At 64.5% G+C, this 14335-nt stretch carries 10 protein-coding genes and 7 pseudogenes; 9 read left to right on the top strand and 8 right to left on the bottom strand.

Features of this window, described 5'->3' with window-relative positions:
* The first annotated feature begins 1 nt into the window (after window position 1).
* Window positions 2-493, top strand: a complete 492-nt coding sequence (rbfA, locus tag FQ389_RS11230; protein WP_144207647.1) for a 30S ribosome-binding factor RbfA — start codon at window positions 2-4, stop codon at window positions 491-493.
* Window positions 468-1473: pseudogene (locus FQ389_RS11235) on the top strand (DHH family phosphoesterase). The gene rbfA and the pseudogene FQ389_RS11235 overlap by 26 nt, the downstream one beginning before the upstream one ends.
* A gap of 6 nt (window positions 1474-1479) precedes the next feature.
* Here the strand turns inward: FQ389_RS11235 and FQ389_RS11240 are convergent.
* The 3 genes and pseudogenes from FQ389_RS11240 to FQ389_RS11255 all read right to left on the bottom strand — a co-directional run bounded on the left by FQ389_RS11240 (window position 1480) and on the right by FQ389_RS11255 (window position 3146).
* A complete protein-coding gene (locus FQ389_RS11240; protein ID WP_144207650.1) occupies window positions 1480-2061 on the bottom strand; it encodes a hypothetical protein in 582 nt (193 codons plus the stop codon).
* A 126-nt stretch (window positions 2062-2187) separates the two neighbouring features.
* Window positions 2188-2873: pseudogene (locus tag FQ389_RS19970) on the bottom strand (enoyl-CoA hydratase); the annotation flags it as partial.
* Window positions 2874-2984: 111 nt separating this feature from the next.
* A complete protein-coding gene (locus FQ389_RS11255) occupies window positions 2985-3146 on the bottom strand; it encodes an OFA family MFS transporter (protein ID WP_144207653.1) in 162 nt (53 codons plus the stop codon).
* A 982-nt stretch (window positions 3147-4128) separates the two neighbouring features.
* Here FQ389_RS11255 and frc point away from each other — a divergent pair.
* From frc to FQ389_RS21620, 4 genes and pseudogenes are all read left to right on the top strand, one after another.
* The gene (frc, locus tag FQ389_RS11260) at window positions 4129-5358 is read left to right on the top strand and encodes a formyl-CoA transferase (protein ID WP_144207656.1); all 1230 of its coding nucleotides are present in this window, start codon (window positions 4129-4131) and stop codon (window positions 5356-5358) included.
* Between the two features lie 281 nt (window positions 5359-5639).
* Window positions 5640-5903: a hypothetical protein gene (locus tag FQ389_RS19975; protein WP_260860685.1), complete on the top strand. Its 264-nt coding sequence runs from the start codon at window positions 5640-5642 to the stop codon at window positions 5901-5903.
* Between the two features lie 3 nt (window positions 5904-5906).
* Window positions 5907-6272, top strand: a pseudogene (locus FQ389_RS19980) (MFS transporter); the annotation flags it as partial.
* A 16-nt stretch (window positions 6273-6288) separates the two neighbouring features.
* A pseudogene (locus FQ389_RS21620) lies at window positions 6289-6930 on the top strand (MFS transporter); the annotation flags it as partial.
* A 78-nt stretch (window positions 6931-7008) separates the two neighbouring features.
* Here the strand turns inward: FQ389_RS21620 and FQ389_RS11270 are convergent.
* The 5 genes and pseudogenes from FQ389_RS11270 to FQ389_RS11290 all read right to left on the bottom strand — a co-directional run bounded on the left by FQ389_RS11270 (window position 7009) and on the right by FQ389_RS11290 (window position 11865).
* Window positions 7009-7719: a GntR family transcriptional regulator gene (locus FQ389_RS11270; protein ID WP_144207659.1), complete on the bottom strand. Its 711-nt coding sequence runs from the start codon at window positions 7717-7719 to the stop codon at window positions 7009-7011.
* A gap of 349 nt (window positions 7720-8068) precedes the next feature.
* A pseudogene (locus tag FQ389_RS11275) lies at window positions 8069-9241 on the bottom strand (NAD-dependent formate dehydrogenase).
* A gap of 65 nt (window positions 9242-9306) precedes the next feature.
* Window positions 9307-10324, bottom strand: a pseudogene (locus FQ389_RS11280) (NAD(P)(+) transhydrogenase (Re/Si-specific) subunit beta); the annotation flags it as partial.
* A 252-nt stretch (window positions 10325-10576) separates the two neighbouring features.
* Window positions 10577-11298 (bottom strand): annotated as a pseudogene (locus FQ389_RS11285) (CocE/NonD family hydrolase); the annotation flags it as partial.
* Between the two features lie 42 nt (window positions 11299-11340).
* Window positions 11341-11865: a DUF3558 domain-containing protein gene (locus tag FQ389_RS11290; RefSeq protein WP_407662852.1), complete on the bottom strand. Its 525-nt coding sequence runs from the start codon at window positions 11863-11865 to the stop codon at window positions 11341-11343.
* A gap of 192 nt (window positions 11866-12057) precedes the next feature.
* On the opposite strand from FQ389_RS11290, the gene FQ389_RS11295 reads away from it, so the two are divergent.
* From FQ389_RS11295 to truB, 3 genes are all read left to right on the top strand, one after another.
* Window positions 12058-13032, top strand: coding sequence for a metallophosphoesterase family protein (locus FQ389_RS11295; RefSeq protein WP_144207686.1), 975 nt, complete (start codon window positions 12058-12060; stop codon window positions 13030-13032).
* A complete protein-coding gene (pptT, locus tag FQ389_RS11300) occupies window positions 13029-13709 on the top strand; it encodes a 4'-phosphopantetheinyl transferase PptT (protein WP_144207665.1) in 681 nt (226 codons plus the stop codon). The genes FQ389_RS11295 and pptT overlap by 4 nt, the downstream gene beginning before the upstream one ends.
* The coding region (truB, locus tag FQ389_RS11305) for a tRNA pseudouridine(55) synthase TruB (RefSeq protein ID WP_144207668.1) at window positions 13706-14335 on the top strand (630 nt) is incomplete at its 3' end. The genes pptT and truB, both read left to right, overlap by 4 nt.

The following is a 14335-nucleotide window of genomic DNA, read 5'->3' on the forward strand; positions in this document are numbered from 1 at the left end:
CGTGGCCGACCCGGGGCGGGCGCGCAGGCTGGCTAAGCGGATCAACACGATCGTCGCTTCGGCGATCGAATTCGAGATCAAGGATCCGGGGCTGGAGGGGGTAACCATCGTCGACGCGAAGGTGACCAACGACCTGCACGACGCGACGGTCTTCTACACGGTGATGGGCCGCACGCTGGACGACGAGCCGGACTACGAGGCGGCATCGGCCGCGCTGGAACGCGCCAAGGGCACGCTGCGCACCAAGGTCGGGGCGGGCACAGGGGTGCGGTTCACGCCGACGCTGACGTTCTTGCGCGACACGACGTCGGACAACGTGCAGCGAATGGAGGAGCTGCTGGCCCGTGCCCGTGCCGCCGATGCCGACCTGGCGCGGGTCCGGGTGGGAGCCAACCCGGCCGGGGAGGCCGATCCATACCGCGACAGTGCTCCGGCGTCGAGGGCAGCGGTCGACGCTGAGGAGACCGGTGACGATTATAGATCGCAAGACTGACCTGGCCCGCGACCGGGTCGCGGGGGAGCGGATCGACGCCGCCGGGGCCGCCGAATTGCTTTCGGAGGCAAAGGCAGTCGCGGTGATTTGTCATGTCCATCCCGATGCCGAACACCATCGGCGCGGGGCTGGCGCCGGCCACGGTGCTGCACCGCAGCGGCAAAGAGGTGGCGGTCAGCTTCGCCGCACCGTCGACATTGCCGGAGTCGTTGCGGTCGCTGCTGGGCTGCCAACTACTGGTCGACCCGGACGAGATGCGCCGCGATGTCGATCTGGTTGTGACCGTGGATGTTCCGAGCGTCAAGCGGCTGGGTGCGCTCGGCGCGTTGGCCGGCCCCGGTCAGCAGGTGCTGGTGATCGATCATCATGCCTCCAACGCGTTGTTCGGTACCGTGAACTACGTCGACCCGACTGCGGACTCCACGACACTGTTGGTGGCCGAGCTGCTCGACGCGTGGGGCAAACCGATCGACCGGATTGTCGCGCACTGCATCTACGCCGGCCTGCCCACCGACACCGGGTCGTTCCGGTGGGCCAGCGCGCGTTTCGGCTGGCGGCTCGGCTGGTCGAAATCGGGGTGGACAACGCGAAGATCAGCAGGACGCTGCTGGACACCCATCCGTTCGTGTGGCTGCCGCTGCTGTCGCGAGTGCTGGGCGGCGCAAGCTGGTTCCCGACGCGGTCGGCGGACGCGGGCTGGTCTACGCGGTGGTCGGCAACGACGACTGGAAGAACTCCCGCCCCGAGGAAGTGGAAAGCATCGTCGACATCGTGCGCACCACGCAACAGGCAGAGGTGGCCGCGGTGTTCAAAGAGGTTGAGCCGCAACAGTGCCGGTCTCGATGCGAGCGAAGGCGGAGGTGGATTTGGCCGCGGTCGCGTCAGTGTTCGACGGCGGTGGTCACCGGCGGGCCGCCGGTTATTCGACCGCCGGGTCCATCGATGAGGTGGTGGCCTCGCTGCGCGCCGCGCTCGGTTAGAGTCGGCTAGAACGCCCAACTCCCGCCGGATTGCAGGACGAATCCGTGGTACCCGCTGGTGGTGTCCAGGCAGGCGACCAGATTGTCCGCGCCCACCGCGCAGGTCACGTTGAGGTAGGACAGTTTCTGTCCCCCGTTCAACGTCTTGCCGGTGTGGGGCAGCACGGCCGGATTGCAGCCGTATCCGCTGTAGGTCATTCGGCTCAACTCGTAGCCGGGGCCCCTGAAATTCACCGATCCCTCGACGCAGTCGCCGGGTTTCGGGTGACCGCCACCGGGAAAGGGGATGTCGTCTATTCCGGGCATTTCGCCGGTGCACTTAATCTCTTGTGAGGGCCGCGGGGCGGGCGCCGGACCCCCGTAGAAGTCGCACACCACCGAGTTCGGGGTGGAGAAATTAATTCGGGGCGAGTTGCCGGGCAGCGACGTGGTGATATACCCGTCGGCCGGGACCGCGGTGAATCCGTCGAGATTGGGAAATCGTGGCGGTGGCTGGGCGCCCGCGTGTGGCCCGAAGGCGATCGCCGCGGCGATGACCAGGTTCAGGACACCCAGCACCGGTGTGCTGAGCCGGGCGGCACCCCGCATCGTTCCTCCTGCCGTGCGCAATGGTTTCGGCTCGTTAGGGGGATAGTATTAACTATTACCGTTGCGGGCGACAAAAAGTCCTGCTGATATTCACCGACGGCGAATTCCGTCGCCGCAAGCTCGCCGCTAACGGACTTGGGCACGCCCGCGTTGCAATACGCTTCCCGATTCGCGGTTATGTTGTCGCCGCTGGTCCGGAATTGCCGTGCCGCCATCGCTTCCAGCCATAACCCCTCGCTGGTTTGCGACTCGTCGATGCGGTGGTAGGAGGCCAGCAGCGTGCGCACCGCGTCCTGGTTGTTGCCGACGATGGAGGTCGCGATCTGGCGTGCGGCGGGCAGCAGCTGGTCGTGCTGCACCACCTCGGTCACCAGGCCGGCCCGCATCGGCGGCCGAGAGGCAGTCGCCGGTCATGCTCATCCGCCGGGCCAGGCCGACGCCCACCTTCTGCGGCAGCCGCACGGTGAGACCCCAGGTGGGTAGCAGACCGACCCGGGCATGGGCGTCGGCGAAGCGGGCGTGTTCCGAGGAGATGACGATGTCGCAGTACAGGACCAGCTCGAGTCCGCCGGTGACCACGGCGCCGTTGATCGCGCCGATCACCGGCTTGGTCATCGACGGCCACCGCGGCGAGATGTCGGGCAGCGCCGTCGGCCGCCCAGCTCTTTGAGGTCCAGTTCGGCGAAGAACACCGGGTCCGCGCTGGTCACGATGACGACATCGACTCCGTCATCGGTTTCGGCGTCGGCCAGGGCTGCGAAGAACCGGTCCCGCAACGCCGAGGACAGGGCGTTGCGCGCCTGCGGCCGGTGTCCAGGCTTTGCCCGAGCGCCTCCTCCGGTGAATAGCCGAACATGCGCTGCGCCCCGTCGTTCCACAACCGGATCGCGCCCTCGGCGTCTCGGGTCGACTTCGGCGGGCCACTAATCGGTCGGCGGATCTTGAAAGAAGGCCCCGCACAACGTCACAACGACGAGGACGCACAGTCCGATCGCCGTGAAGACCGCGTCGAGATTGTGTGGGTTCAGCAGGAACGCGAACAACAAGACGAAAGGGACCGTGCCACCACCGAATGCGCCGGACACCAGCGAGACCTTCGTGCCGCGTTGCTCGGGATACCAACGCGAAACAGTGGCAAGGCAAGTGGGGTAGACAATTCCGAACCGGTACCGCACAGGACCGAATAGCCGAGCGCGGTGAACCCGAGAGCATCCGTCCACGACAGCGTCAAGGGGCCCATGGCCGCTAGGTCGGCGCCGATCAGCATCGCCGCTGACGGCCCGATGCCCGAGCGGCGCCGCAGCGGTGGGGTAGCCGTGGCGGCGCCCGCCTGAATAACGACCCATAGCGCCAAAACCCAGAACGCGCCGGCGCAGACCGGATGGTTCGACCGTTGCGTCGCTACGACGGCGACCCCGTAACCGAATTGGAGCACGCTGTGCCGGCCATCGCAGTCCACGGCAGCCAGAGCATCCAGCTTCGGGAGCGGGCCATAATGTCGTGCGGTCGTTCGCCGATCCGGTAAGAGCACCCATGGGCTCTGATCTGTAGAACAGAGATTCCATCGTCAGCGGTCACCTGCTCTCGTTGTGCATATTATATACACTTTTATTACCCTGGTTGACCCCGTGTGTCTAGATGAGTCCACTGGCGATGGAAGACTCGTTAGGGGTTCTGCGCGCCGCGCGCAACGTTATTCGGCAAAGAAGTGTGTGTGTGCCGCAATTTCGCCGCCCACCGCGAACACCCGATCGGCGGCAAGGGACTCGGAGGCGGGCCGCAGTGCTTGCTAGGCCTAGACAATTGGGGCAGTTTTAGTGACACATGTCGTATACGGTATATAGTCCGCAGTAGGCACAATCGAATCCCCGGCCGTTGTAGTTCAGCCACTGCTTCGGAGTCTTCCGGCGCGCGGAGGATCGGCCGGGCGAAAAGCCCCGAAAGCTGAGGTAATGGTGGACATCGCATCCCTGTCATGGGCGACCCGAAACCTCAACGGGTGGCGGCTTAATCGGCGCGTAGGGTTACACATTCTGTGTTTGTCACGTCAATTCTCAAGGAGATCTCATGGGTAAGGCATTAGACGGCGTCCGCGTCCTGGATATGACTCATGTCCAGTCAGGACCTTCCGCGACACAGATGCTTGCCTGGCTCGGCGCCGACGTCATTAAGGTGGAAACACCTAACGGTGGGGATATCACCCGCAGCCAGCTGCGCGACATCCCTGACGTGGACAGCCTTTACTTCACGATGCTCAACTGCAACAAGCGCAGCGTGACCGTGAACATGAAAAGCGAAGACGGTAAGGAAATCTTCAGCAGATTGGTAACTCGCTCCGATGTTTTGGTGGAAAACTTTGGTCCGGGCGTTGTCGATCGCTTCGGATTCAGTTGGGATCGGCTGCAAGAAATCAATCCTGGCCTGATCTACGCATCGATTAAAGGTTTTGGACCGGGCAAGTACTTTGACTTCAAAGCCTACGAAATCATTGCTCAGGCAATGGGCGGTGCTATGGCGACAACAGGTTTCGAGGACGGTCCGCCTACTGCCACCGGCGCGCAGATTGGCGACTCCGGCACGGGAGTTCACCTCGTCGCCGCGATTCTGGCGGCGCTGTTGCAGCGCGTCAACACCGGCTGTGGCCAACGTGTGGAGGTCGCGATGCAATCCGCCGTGCTCAACCTCTGTCGGGTGAAACTGCGCGATCAGCAGCGGCTCGCGCACGGCCCGCTGCACGAGTACCCCAACGAACACTTCGGCGACGAAGTGCCGCGGGCGGGAAATGCCTCCGGCGGGGGCCACCCGGGTTGGGCGGTGCGCACCAAGGGCGATGGGCCCAACGACTACATCTACGTCATCGTTCAACCTGCTGTGTGGGCGCCGCTCGCCCGTCTCATCGGGTGCCCCGATCTTGCCGATCATCCGGATTGGGATTCTCCGGAGGACCGACTCCCGAGGTTGGACAAGGTTTTTGCGCTCATCGAAGACTGGACCCAACGACACAGCAAGTGGAAGGCGATGGAGGCGCTCAACTCGATCAACGTTCCGTGTGGTCCGGTGTTGAGCACCAAGGAGCTGCTCGAGGACCAGAACCTGGCAGAGCTGGGTGCGATCGTCAGCGTCGAGCATCCTGAGCGCGGAACGTTCAAGACCGTCGGCAATCCGCTTCGGCTGTCCGACTCGTCTGTCGACGTAGTGCGGCCACCGCTGCTGGGGGAGCACACCCAGCAAATCTGTATGGAGCTCGGTTATTCGCCAGAGCAAGTGGAACGGATGAGAAGCGCGGGAGTGGTCTGAGCGCGCGGGCTGAGGCGGACGTGAGACGCATCTAGAGATCCACTGGCTCTGCAGGGAAGGACCCGGTTGTGGGAATTGACCGCGTGCAACCCGGTGTGGCACCGAGGTGGCTCGTCGCTGGCCGGTTGCAGCTTTGGGCGTCCCGCGTGGTTAATCAACTGCGAAGTGCGCGCGAAACCACCGGGCGCGCACCGCCATTGGGCATGCATTCCGGAAACCACAGAACACATCGGCTCGACGGCGCCGTCGTTGGACGCAGGCGGCCGTCGAGCCATCCCAACATGTCCATCCCCCCGAAAGTTGAGTCAATGATGTCCTCAACTCTCGCCTATCGCGAGGTCGTCGATGACAATGGTCGCGTCTATCGCATCGGCGAAACCGACCGTGAGCTGCTCGGCAGATCACGGGTGAGCATGGTCTGGCTGCCATGGATCGCGATGATGGCGGTCAGCGTCTTCGAGTACGGGTACGGTGCTGCGGCGGATACGCTCCGCCATGCCCACCATTGGAGCTTGTCCGAAACCTTTTGGCTGCTTTCGGTCTGAGCCGTGTTCCAGGCAGCAGTCGCCTATCCCGCCGGCCGGCTCAGGGAGAAGGGCATCACCTCGGCTAGGTCCACCATGATCACCGCTGCCGTGTTGTCGGCGCTCGGATTCTTCACCGTGGCGCACAGCGGCAACCTGGTGGTGGCCTACATTGGTTTCGTCTTGTGCGGCGGGTGCGGGGTCGGTCTGGTGTACCCGATGGGCATCACGATCGTCGGCAAATGGTATCCCGAGAAGCAGGGCGCCAAGACCGGCTTTGTCTGCGGTGGGTTCGCCTACGGTGCAGTGCCTTTCATCTTCATCTTCAGCTACATGCTGCGCCCCAACACCTACGTATGGGTACTCGACCTGGTTGGGGCCTTTATGCTGGTGGTCGTAGGCGTATGTGGCTACTTTTCCAGGACCCGCCGAAGGAACTGGTGGCCCCGCGCATGTAGATCCGCTGGAGCACGCTGCCGCTGCCGCTACCTCGAGTCTGAAGAAGAACCCGCCCGCCGCGCGTCAATTCACCCCGATAGAGGCCATCAAGACGGGCCAGCTGCCGTTGATGTGGTTGTCCATGGGGATCACCACCGGCGTCTCGCTGTTCGGCATCAGTTACATGGTTCCGTTCGCCGAGCACCTCGGCTTCGGGGCGATGATCGTGGCCTCGTCGGCGGGCGCGCTCTCGATCATCAACGGCGTGGGTCGCGCGGCGACCGGGGCCATCTCGGACCGGATCGGCCGTAAACAGACGCTGCTGGTATCGGTTGCCGCACTGATCGGTCTGCTGCACACCGGGCTCGCCAAGAACGAGATCGCGTTCATCTTCTTCGCCGTGCTGGTCGGGTTCGGCGGCGGTGCTTTCTATCCGCTGTTCGCCACCCTCACCACGCACTACTTCGGCGAGAACAACAACGCCAGCAACTACGGCATCGTCTACAGCGCCAAGCTCGTTGGCTCAATCCTGGGAATTGGTGTGGGCGCCAGCGTGATCGACGCCTGGGATTACACGGGTGCCGATCGGGTGGCTGCCGGGAGCGCCCTGCTGTCCGCGGGCACCGCTGCGTTATTGCGGCAGCCGGGCCGTTCCGCGAAAGGACGTCTCGGTCTCCGAGATCGTGGGTCAGGCTACGCCCTCGGCGCCGTCAGCGGCTTCCTGACGCCGCTGATGGTAGATCTCGCGGGTGCGTTCGGTGTGACGTCGCATGAGGTCCGCGGCACGCTTGCCACTGCGTGCCGCGATGGCCTCGATCAGCTCGGCGTGTTCATCCCATGCGTCTTTGCCGCGGGATAACGCGATGGGCTGGTAGTACCACCGCACCCTGCGGCCGATCTGGCCGATGAGGTTCGCCAGGACGCTGTTCGCCGACATCGCGACGATATGAGAGTGAAAGGCATCGTTGGCGGTGACAAGGGCTTCCTTGTCACCGCCGGCGAGTGCCTTTTCGCCGGTTTGGTGCAGGTCCCGCAGACGCTCCACCTCGGCCGGTTTGGCGGTACGTGCGGCCAGCCGAGCTGACTCGGCTTCCAGCAGCGTGCGGACGCTCAACAGCTCGTCGGCCTCCGTGTCGGTGGGTACGTGTACGAACGCGCCCAGGGCCGGACGAAGATCTACCCAGCCCTCGCTTTGCAAGCGCTGCAACGCCTCTCGGATGGGTTGTCGGCTCACGCCTAGCTGAGCGGCCAGCTCGTTCTCGACCAGATGCTGTCCGGGGCGCAGCTCACGCGTGATGATCAGCTCCATCAGCGTCTCGTAGGCGGCCTCCCGCAATGGCGCCGGACGCTCCAGCCTCATTCGCGATCCCGCCCCGTTTTGCGCGCCGGTGATGGCCATGAATTATCCCACTCCCATTCGATGGTTTTCGTAGACAGCATACAATCCGGGCTCTTCAAAGGCGGGTCTTTGACACTGTGGAATTCGCAGCAGTTTCCCGACAAAAACACTGGTTCCGCCAAGTGCATACGGGATGCAAAATCCAGCCCGCGGGCATGGGGTTTGCTGGCTGTCCCGGATTTTGTGGAGGTGTGCCGCCGGCCCGGACTGCCGCAGGCCTGGGTAGACGAGGGTCGCGGCAAAGGAACGGGGTTGGCGAGCGATCGATCTGCTCGCCAACACTGTTGATTTCGACACCGGCTGAGCCGGGATCGTCGGCATTAGCAGGATGCCGGGAGGACGATTCGTCTTAGACCGCGCCGGACTTTGCGGTCGCGGTGTAGGAGCGTGCCCCGACACCGGCCAGCGCGCCGCCGTCGACGATCAGGTACTCGTTGCGAATCGGCTTGCCGTTCAAGTAGCATTCCACGATTTCCCGGGTGACGTCCGCGTACCGAGTCTGCGCCGACAACGTGGAACCCGAGATGTGCGGCGTCATGCCGTGGTGGGGCATGGTGCGCCACGGGTGGTCGGCCGGTGCCGGCTGGGAGAACCAGACATCGTCGGCGTAACCCGCCAGTTGGCCGCTTTCCAGCGCCCGCTTGATGGCGTCCCGGTCGCAGATCAGCGCGCGCCGTGTTGATCAGGTAGGCGCCCCGCTTCATGGTGCCGATCAGCTCTTCGTTGAACAGCCCACGGGTTTCGGGGGGCAGTGGCGCGTTGATGGTGACCACGTCGAGGTGCGGGACCATGTCCTGCACGCTGGGGTGGAAGGTCAGGTTCAGTTCCTTCTTCACCTCGGCGGGCAGCCAGTGCTTGTCGGTGTAGTGCAGGTGGACGTCGAACGGAGCCAGCCGCCGCAGCACCGCGAGCCCGATCCGGCCGGCCGCGATGGTGCCGACGTGCATGCCCTCCAGGTCGTACGACCGCTGCTCGCATTCGGCGATGTTCCAGCCGCCGTCGATGACCTACTTGTAGGACGGCAGGTAGTTGCGGACCTGCGAGCGGATCATCATCACGACGTGCTCGGCAACGCTGATGCTGTTGCAGAAGGTGACTTCGGCGACGGTGATGCAGTGCTCGATGGCCGCATCAAGATGGTAGTGGTCCGAACCGATACCCGCGGTGACGGCCAGCTTCAGCTTGGGAGCACGGGCGATCCGCTCGGCGGTCAGGTAGGCCGGCCAAAAAGGCTGCGAGATAACGATTTCGGCGTCGGCAAGGTGCTGGTCGAACTCCGAATTCTCGCCGTCCTTGTCCGAGGTCACGACCAGCTCATGCCCGAGGCCCTTCAGGCACGACCGCAAGCCCAACTCGCCGGAGACGCTGCCCAGCAACGTGCTCGGGGTGAAGTCAATGGCCTCCGGCGTCGGCAGCGTTTGCCCGTCCGGGTAACGCTCCAGAGCGGCAAACCGTCGCGCGAGTACTCGGTGGGGTACCCGGTTACCGGGTCGTCGTAAAGGACGTACACCACTTTTGACATAGAAATCGATTCCTTTTATAGCGCCGATGCTCGGCTCTTTTCTTGCCGCCACGCTGACGTGACGGTCAAGTTCGGTCGGCTGCGTGTGCCGTTGATTCACAAACTTTTAGCTCCTCGGTGATTTCGGCAACGGAGGATTTTGCGTCGCCGAACAGCATCGAGGTTCGCTCGTTGAAATAGAGCTCGTTCTCGATGCCGGCGAATCCTGGATTCATGGATCGCTTCAATGCGATGACGGACTTGGCCTGGTCGACGTCCAGGACCGGCATGCCGTAGATCGGCGAGGCCGGGTTCGACCATGCCGCGGGGGTGGCACGTCGTTGGCGCTAATGACCAGGGCGACGTCGGCACGGCTGAACTCGCCGTTGATCTCGTCCAGCTCCTTGAGATGCTCGTAGGGCGGCACATCGGCCTCGGCGAATAACACATTCATGTGACCGGGCATGCGTTCCGCCACGGGTTGGATGGCGTGCCGGACCTCCACGCCGCGTTCCTCGAGCATTTCGCGCACCGCGTGCTGTGCTTGGGCCACCGCCATGCCGTAGCGGGCACGATGATCACCTGGTTGGCATAGCCCATCTGCAACGCGGCGTCGGCGGCACTGGTCTGGCGCACGGTCTGGTTACCGGTTGCCGTCCCGGAAGCCGCGCTGGCGCCGGAGGCGCCGAATCCGCCGGCGACGATGGCGGGGATCGACCGGTTCATCGCCTTGGCCATCAGGTTGGTCAGGATGGTGCCCGAGGCCCCGACGATCATGCCCGCCACGATCAGCGCCGTGTTATCGAGGGCGAGCCCGGTCGCCGCCGAGAGTCCGGTCAGTGCGTTAAGCAGCGAGATCACCACCGGCATGTCAGCACCGCCGATCGGCAGCACCACCATGAAGCCGAGCACCGCCGCGAAGACGAGCACGCCGATGAACAGCAGCTGCCCGCGCTGACCTGCTCCGATTGCCCCCGCGCATCCCACGGCGGCGACCAGCAGTAGGTTGAGTGGCTGCTGCGCCCGGCCCACGCCAATAGGTCTGCCCGGCAACACTTCTTGCAGCTTGCCGAAGGCGATCAATGAACCCCAAAACGAGAGCGATACTCCTGCGCGAAGAACGCGTTCATCACGTTATCCACGGTGTGGTGGGCGTCGAACAGCAACTCGCGTAGCGCACCACCGAACGATGGTCGGATCACGCGTTTTCCTGCCGTCGTGGTGTTGTTCCAATGTACCGAGCCGGATGGCCGTTTAGGCGCGGCAGATATGACGAAAAATGAAGTGGGTCATCAGAAGCAGGAATAGTGGAGTCATCTCAGCCGCCGACCGGGGAACGCGGCATGAGGGTGGTCCGAACCACGGCGCCCCGCTGCCGAGCATCCGCCGAGCCGCCGCGCCGAACAGCGCCTCGGCCACCGCTCCGGCCACCCTGCGCGGCGCTTGCAGCTGGCGCACGGCGGCCTCGAAGCGCAGCGGGTCTTCCTGATGAGCAGATCATGTCGCTCCACCCCAAAAAGTCAGCCGCCGCAAAGGATCCCTTGCCCCACACCGAGGCGGCGAAATCGTGTGGACCCGCCGTGATGACGGACGCGGCCAACTGCGGTGGCGGGTTCTGCAGGATCGCCCACTGGGTGAAACCTAGATACGACGGTCCCAGGGTTGCGAGCCGGCCGGTGAACCAGGGCTGCTCGATCAGCCAGGCGACCGTGTTAGCCCCGTCTTCGGCTTCGTGAACCATCGGCTCGAATTCCCCCGCTGACCCGAAAGTCCCACGCACGCTTTGCAATACGACGTGATAACCACGCGACGCATACGGCCGGGCGAACAGCAGCGATGAACGGAAACCCGCGACCATATGGTCCGCGCACCAGGACGGTCCCGACGGGGCTGGTGGTGGTTGGCGCGTAGTGGTCGGCCACCAGCCGGACCCCGTCGCCCATCGGTATTTCGACCCGGTCCACTGTGTAGCCGGTGGTGGCCGGTCGCAGATCCAACAACCGCCCGACCGCGTTGTCGCCGAGCTTGGTGACGGTGCGCAGCGCCGGTTCACCGGGACGTGTCGATGTGATGCTCACGCCTCCAGGTTTAAGGCCGGGTCGTTTGCTGTTCGGCAGGGGTCAGAACTTGTAGTACGGGGTGAGATCGTTGGCCCGTTGCAGATTGGTGGACGGGCAGTCGACTTCGGGGTTGGAGTAGACTGTCGAGAAATACAGCGCCTGTTGCAGGACGCCGTAGCTGGTTTTGAACGCCACCATGCAGGAGAAGAACCAGTAGCTGTTGTGGTAGGTCGGTTTGAGCACCCAATACGTCGCTGCTCGGTGTCCCTGGATCGTCGTCTCGAGCGCGTCGGGCGGCAGCGATTGTTCGTAGGTACGCCAAATGATTGGCTCGACGGCCAGCTGGTAATTGCCCGCATCCAGGTGGCATCGCAGGCCGTCCTCGTGTTCGGGGGGCGTGAAGGCCAGGCCGAGGCGCTGCAGGACGGCGAAGGGGATGTCCTCGCACGCGTCGAAAGGCCGCGGGTCGGTGGTTGCGATGATGGGACTCTTCATCGTGGTCTTCAGCGGCTGCGCTGTCGACCGTAGCTGAAACGTGTTGCCGCTGTCGGTCCGTGCGGGCGGCCAACCTTGCCACCCCAACATGACCGCTGTCATCACCGCGCCGAGCACCCCGATCAGGCGCACCTTGGTGAACATGACACTCCCTACCCTCGGCGGTCCTTGCCGGGAGTGTACAAGTCACGTGCGCGAGGTCGCAGCTAAGCCCAAACCGGGCGCCGAACGCCCCAGCGGGACTGGGATCGCCCGGCCGAGTCGTTAGGCTGGTTCCTCGTGGTGACCCGGGACTCGACGCACGGCGGCCAGCAGGCCTCCCAACCGACGTTGTGGGCAATCTCGGATCTGCACACCGGGCACTTGGGCAACAAGCCGGTCACCGAATCGCTGTATTCGTCCTCTCCCGACGACTGGCTGATCGTGGCCGGTGACGTTGCCGAGCGTACCGACGAGATTCGTTGGGCGCTCGACCTGCTGCGACGCCGGTTCGCCAAGGTGATCTGGGTGCCGGGCAACCACGAGCTGTGGACGACCAATCGGGATCCCAACCAGGTTTTCGGCAAAGCCCGCTACGACTACCTGGTCAACATGTGCGACGAGATGGGCATCGTCACGCCGGAACATCCCTTTCCGGTGTGGACCGAGCGCGGCGGCCCGGCCACGATCGTGCCGATGTTTCTGCTCTACGACTACACGTTTCTGCCGAACGGGGCGCTGAGCAAGGCTCAGGGTCTGGAGATCGCGCGCGAGCGCAACGTGGTGGCCACCGACGAGTTTCTGCTGTCGCCGGAGCCCTATCCCACCCGCGACGCCTGGTGCAGGGAACGCGTGGACATCACCCGGGCCCGCCTCGAGCAACTCGACTGGATGACGCCTACCGTTCTGGTGAATCACTTCCCGCTGGTGCGCGAACCCTGCGATGCGCTGTTCTACCCGGAGTTCTCGCTGTGGTGCGGCACCACCAATACCGCCGACTGGCACACCCGCTACAACGCGTTCTGCTCGGTCTACGGCCATCTGCACATCCCGCGCACCACCTGGTACGACGATGTGCGCTTCGAGGAGGTCTCGGTGGGCTACCCTCGGGAGTGGCGGCGCCGCAAGCCGTTCAGTTGGTTGCGTCAGGTGCTGCCCGATCCGCGCTACGCACCGGGCTACCTTAACGAATTCGGCGGACACTTCACCATCACCCAGGAGATGCGGGAGCAGTCCGCGAAATTCCGGGAGCGGTTGCAGCAACGGCAGTCCCGATGAGCGCCGACACGCTGGTGTCGTCGGTGCTACCGGCTACGCAGGGCATGGCGTATTCGGAGGTGTACTCCGACCCGCCCGGCCTGACCCCGTTGCCCGAAGAGGAGCCGCTGATCGCCAAGTCGGTGGCCAAGCGGCGCAACGAGTTCATCACCGTCCGGCACTGTGCCCGGGTCGCGCTCGGTGAGCTGGGCCTGCCGCTGATGCCGATCCTCAAGGGCGACAAGGGCGAACCGCGCTGGCCGGACGGCGCGGTCGGCAGTCTCACCCACTGCACGGGTTATCGCGGCGCCGTGGTGGGGCGCAGCAGCGCGGTGCGTTCGGTGGGGATCGACGCCGAACCTCACGATAAGCTGCCGCACGGCGTGCTCGACGCGATCAGCCTTCCCGCTGAGCGCGGCGAGATCCCGCAGGTCATGCCAGCGGGTTTGCATTGGGATCGAATTCTGTTTTGCGCCAAGGAATCAACGTACAAGGCGTGGTTTCCGCTGACGAAGCGATGGCTGGGTTTCGAAGACGCCCAGACCACCTTCGAGGCCGACGGCGCGGGAGCGGCGACCGGCACATTCGTCTCCCGGATCCTGATCGATCCGGAGGCATTGTCGGGGCCGCCGCTGACCGAACTGACCGGCCGTTGGTCGGTCGAGCGGGGTCTCGTGCTCACCGCGATCGTGCTATGACCGAAGGCTCGGGCGGGCCGAGCGGTCCCGGGCTGGTCATCGTCGACAAGCCGGCCGGAATGACCAGTCACGACGTCGTGGGTCGTTGCCGCAGCATCTTTGCCACGCGCCGGGTCGGCCACGCCGGGACGCTGGATCCGATGGCCACCGGTGTGCTGGTGATCGGGATCGACCGTGCCACCAAGACCCTCGGCCTGTTGACGGCGTCTGCGAAATCGTATTCGGCCACCGTTCGGCTGGGTCAGACCACCTCCACCGAGGATGCCGAAGGTGAACTCCGGCAAACCATTTCGGCTGCCCACCTGACGGACGAGCAAATCGCGGCCGCGGTCGTCGGGCTTCGCGGTGACATCGAACAAGTGCCGTCGGCGGTCAGCGCGATCAAGGTCGGGGGCCGTCACGCGTATCAACTGGTGCGTGCGGGCCAGGACGTCGAACTCAAGGCTCGCCCGGTGCGGATCGACCGGTTCGAGATCCTGTCGACCCGGCGCGACGCCGGACTGATCGATCTGGACGTCGAGGTCGACTGCTCGTCGGGAACCTATATTCGGGCGCTGGCCCGCGATCTCGGTGCCGCGCTCGGGGTGGGCGGGCAGGGGGGCGGGCGCGGAGACGCAGCGGAGGGG

The sequence above is a fragment of the Mycobacterium tilburgii genome (assembly GCF_902168065.1).
In the GTDB taxonomy this organism is placed as follows: Bacteria; Actinomycetota; Actinomycetes; order Mycobacteriales; family Mycobacteriaceae; genus Mycobacterium; species Mycobacterium tilburgii.

What these genes read in the sequence shown, in the direction of transcription:
- FQ389_RS19975 (WP_260860685.1), top strand. Translation starts at nt 5,640, where the DNA reads ATGTCCATCCCCCCGAAAGTTGAGTCAATGATGTCCTCAACTCTCGCC.
- pptT (WP_144207665.1), top strand. Translation starts at nt 13,029, where the DNA reads ATGAGCGCCGACACGCTGGTGTCGTCGGTGCTACCGGCTACGCAGGGC.
- FQ389_RS11290 (WP_407662852.1), bottom strand. Translation starts at nt 11,865, where the DNA reads ATGTTGGGGTGGCAAGGTTGGCCGCCCGCACGGACCGACAGCGGCAAC.
- FQ389_RS11240 (WP_144207650.1), bottom strand. Translation starts at nt 2,061, where the DNA reads ATGCGGGGTGCCGCCCGGCTCAGCACACCGGTGCTGGGTGTCCTGAAC.
- FQ389_RS11270 (WP_144207659.1), bottom strand. Translation starts at nt 7,719, where the DNA reads ATGGCCATCACCGGCGCGCAAAACGGGGCGGGATCGCGAATGAGGCTG.
- frc (WP_144207656.1), top strand. Translation starts at nt 4,129, where the DNA reads ATGGGTAAGGCATTAGACGGCGTCCGCGTCCTGGATATGACTCATGTC.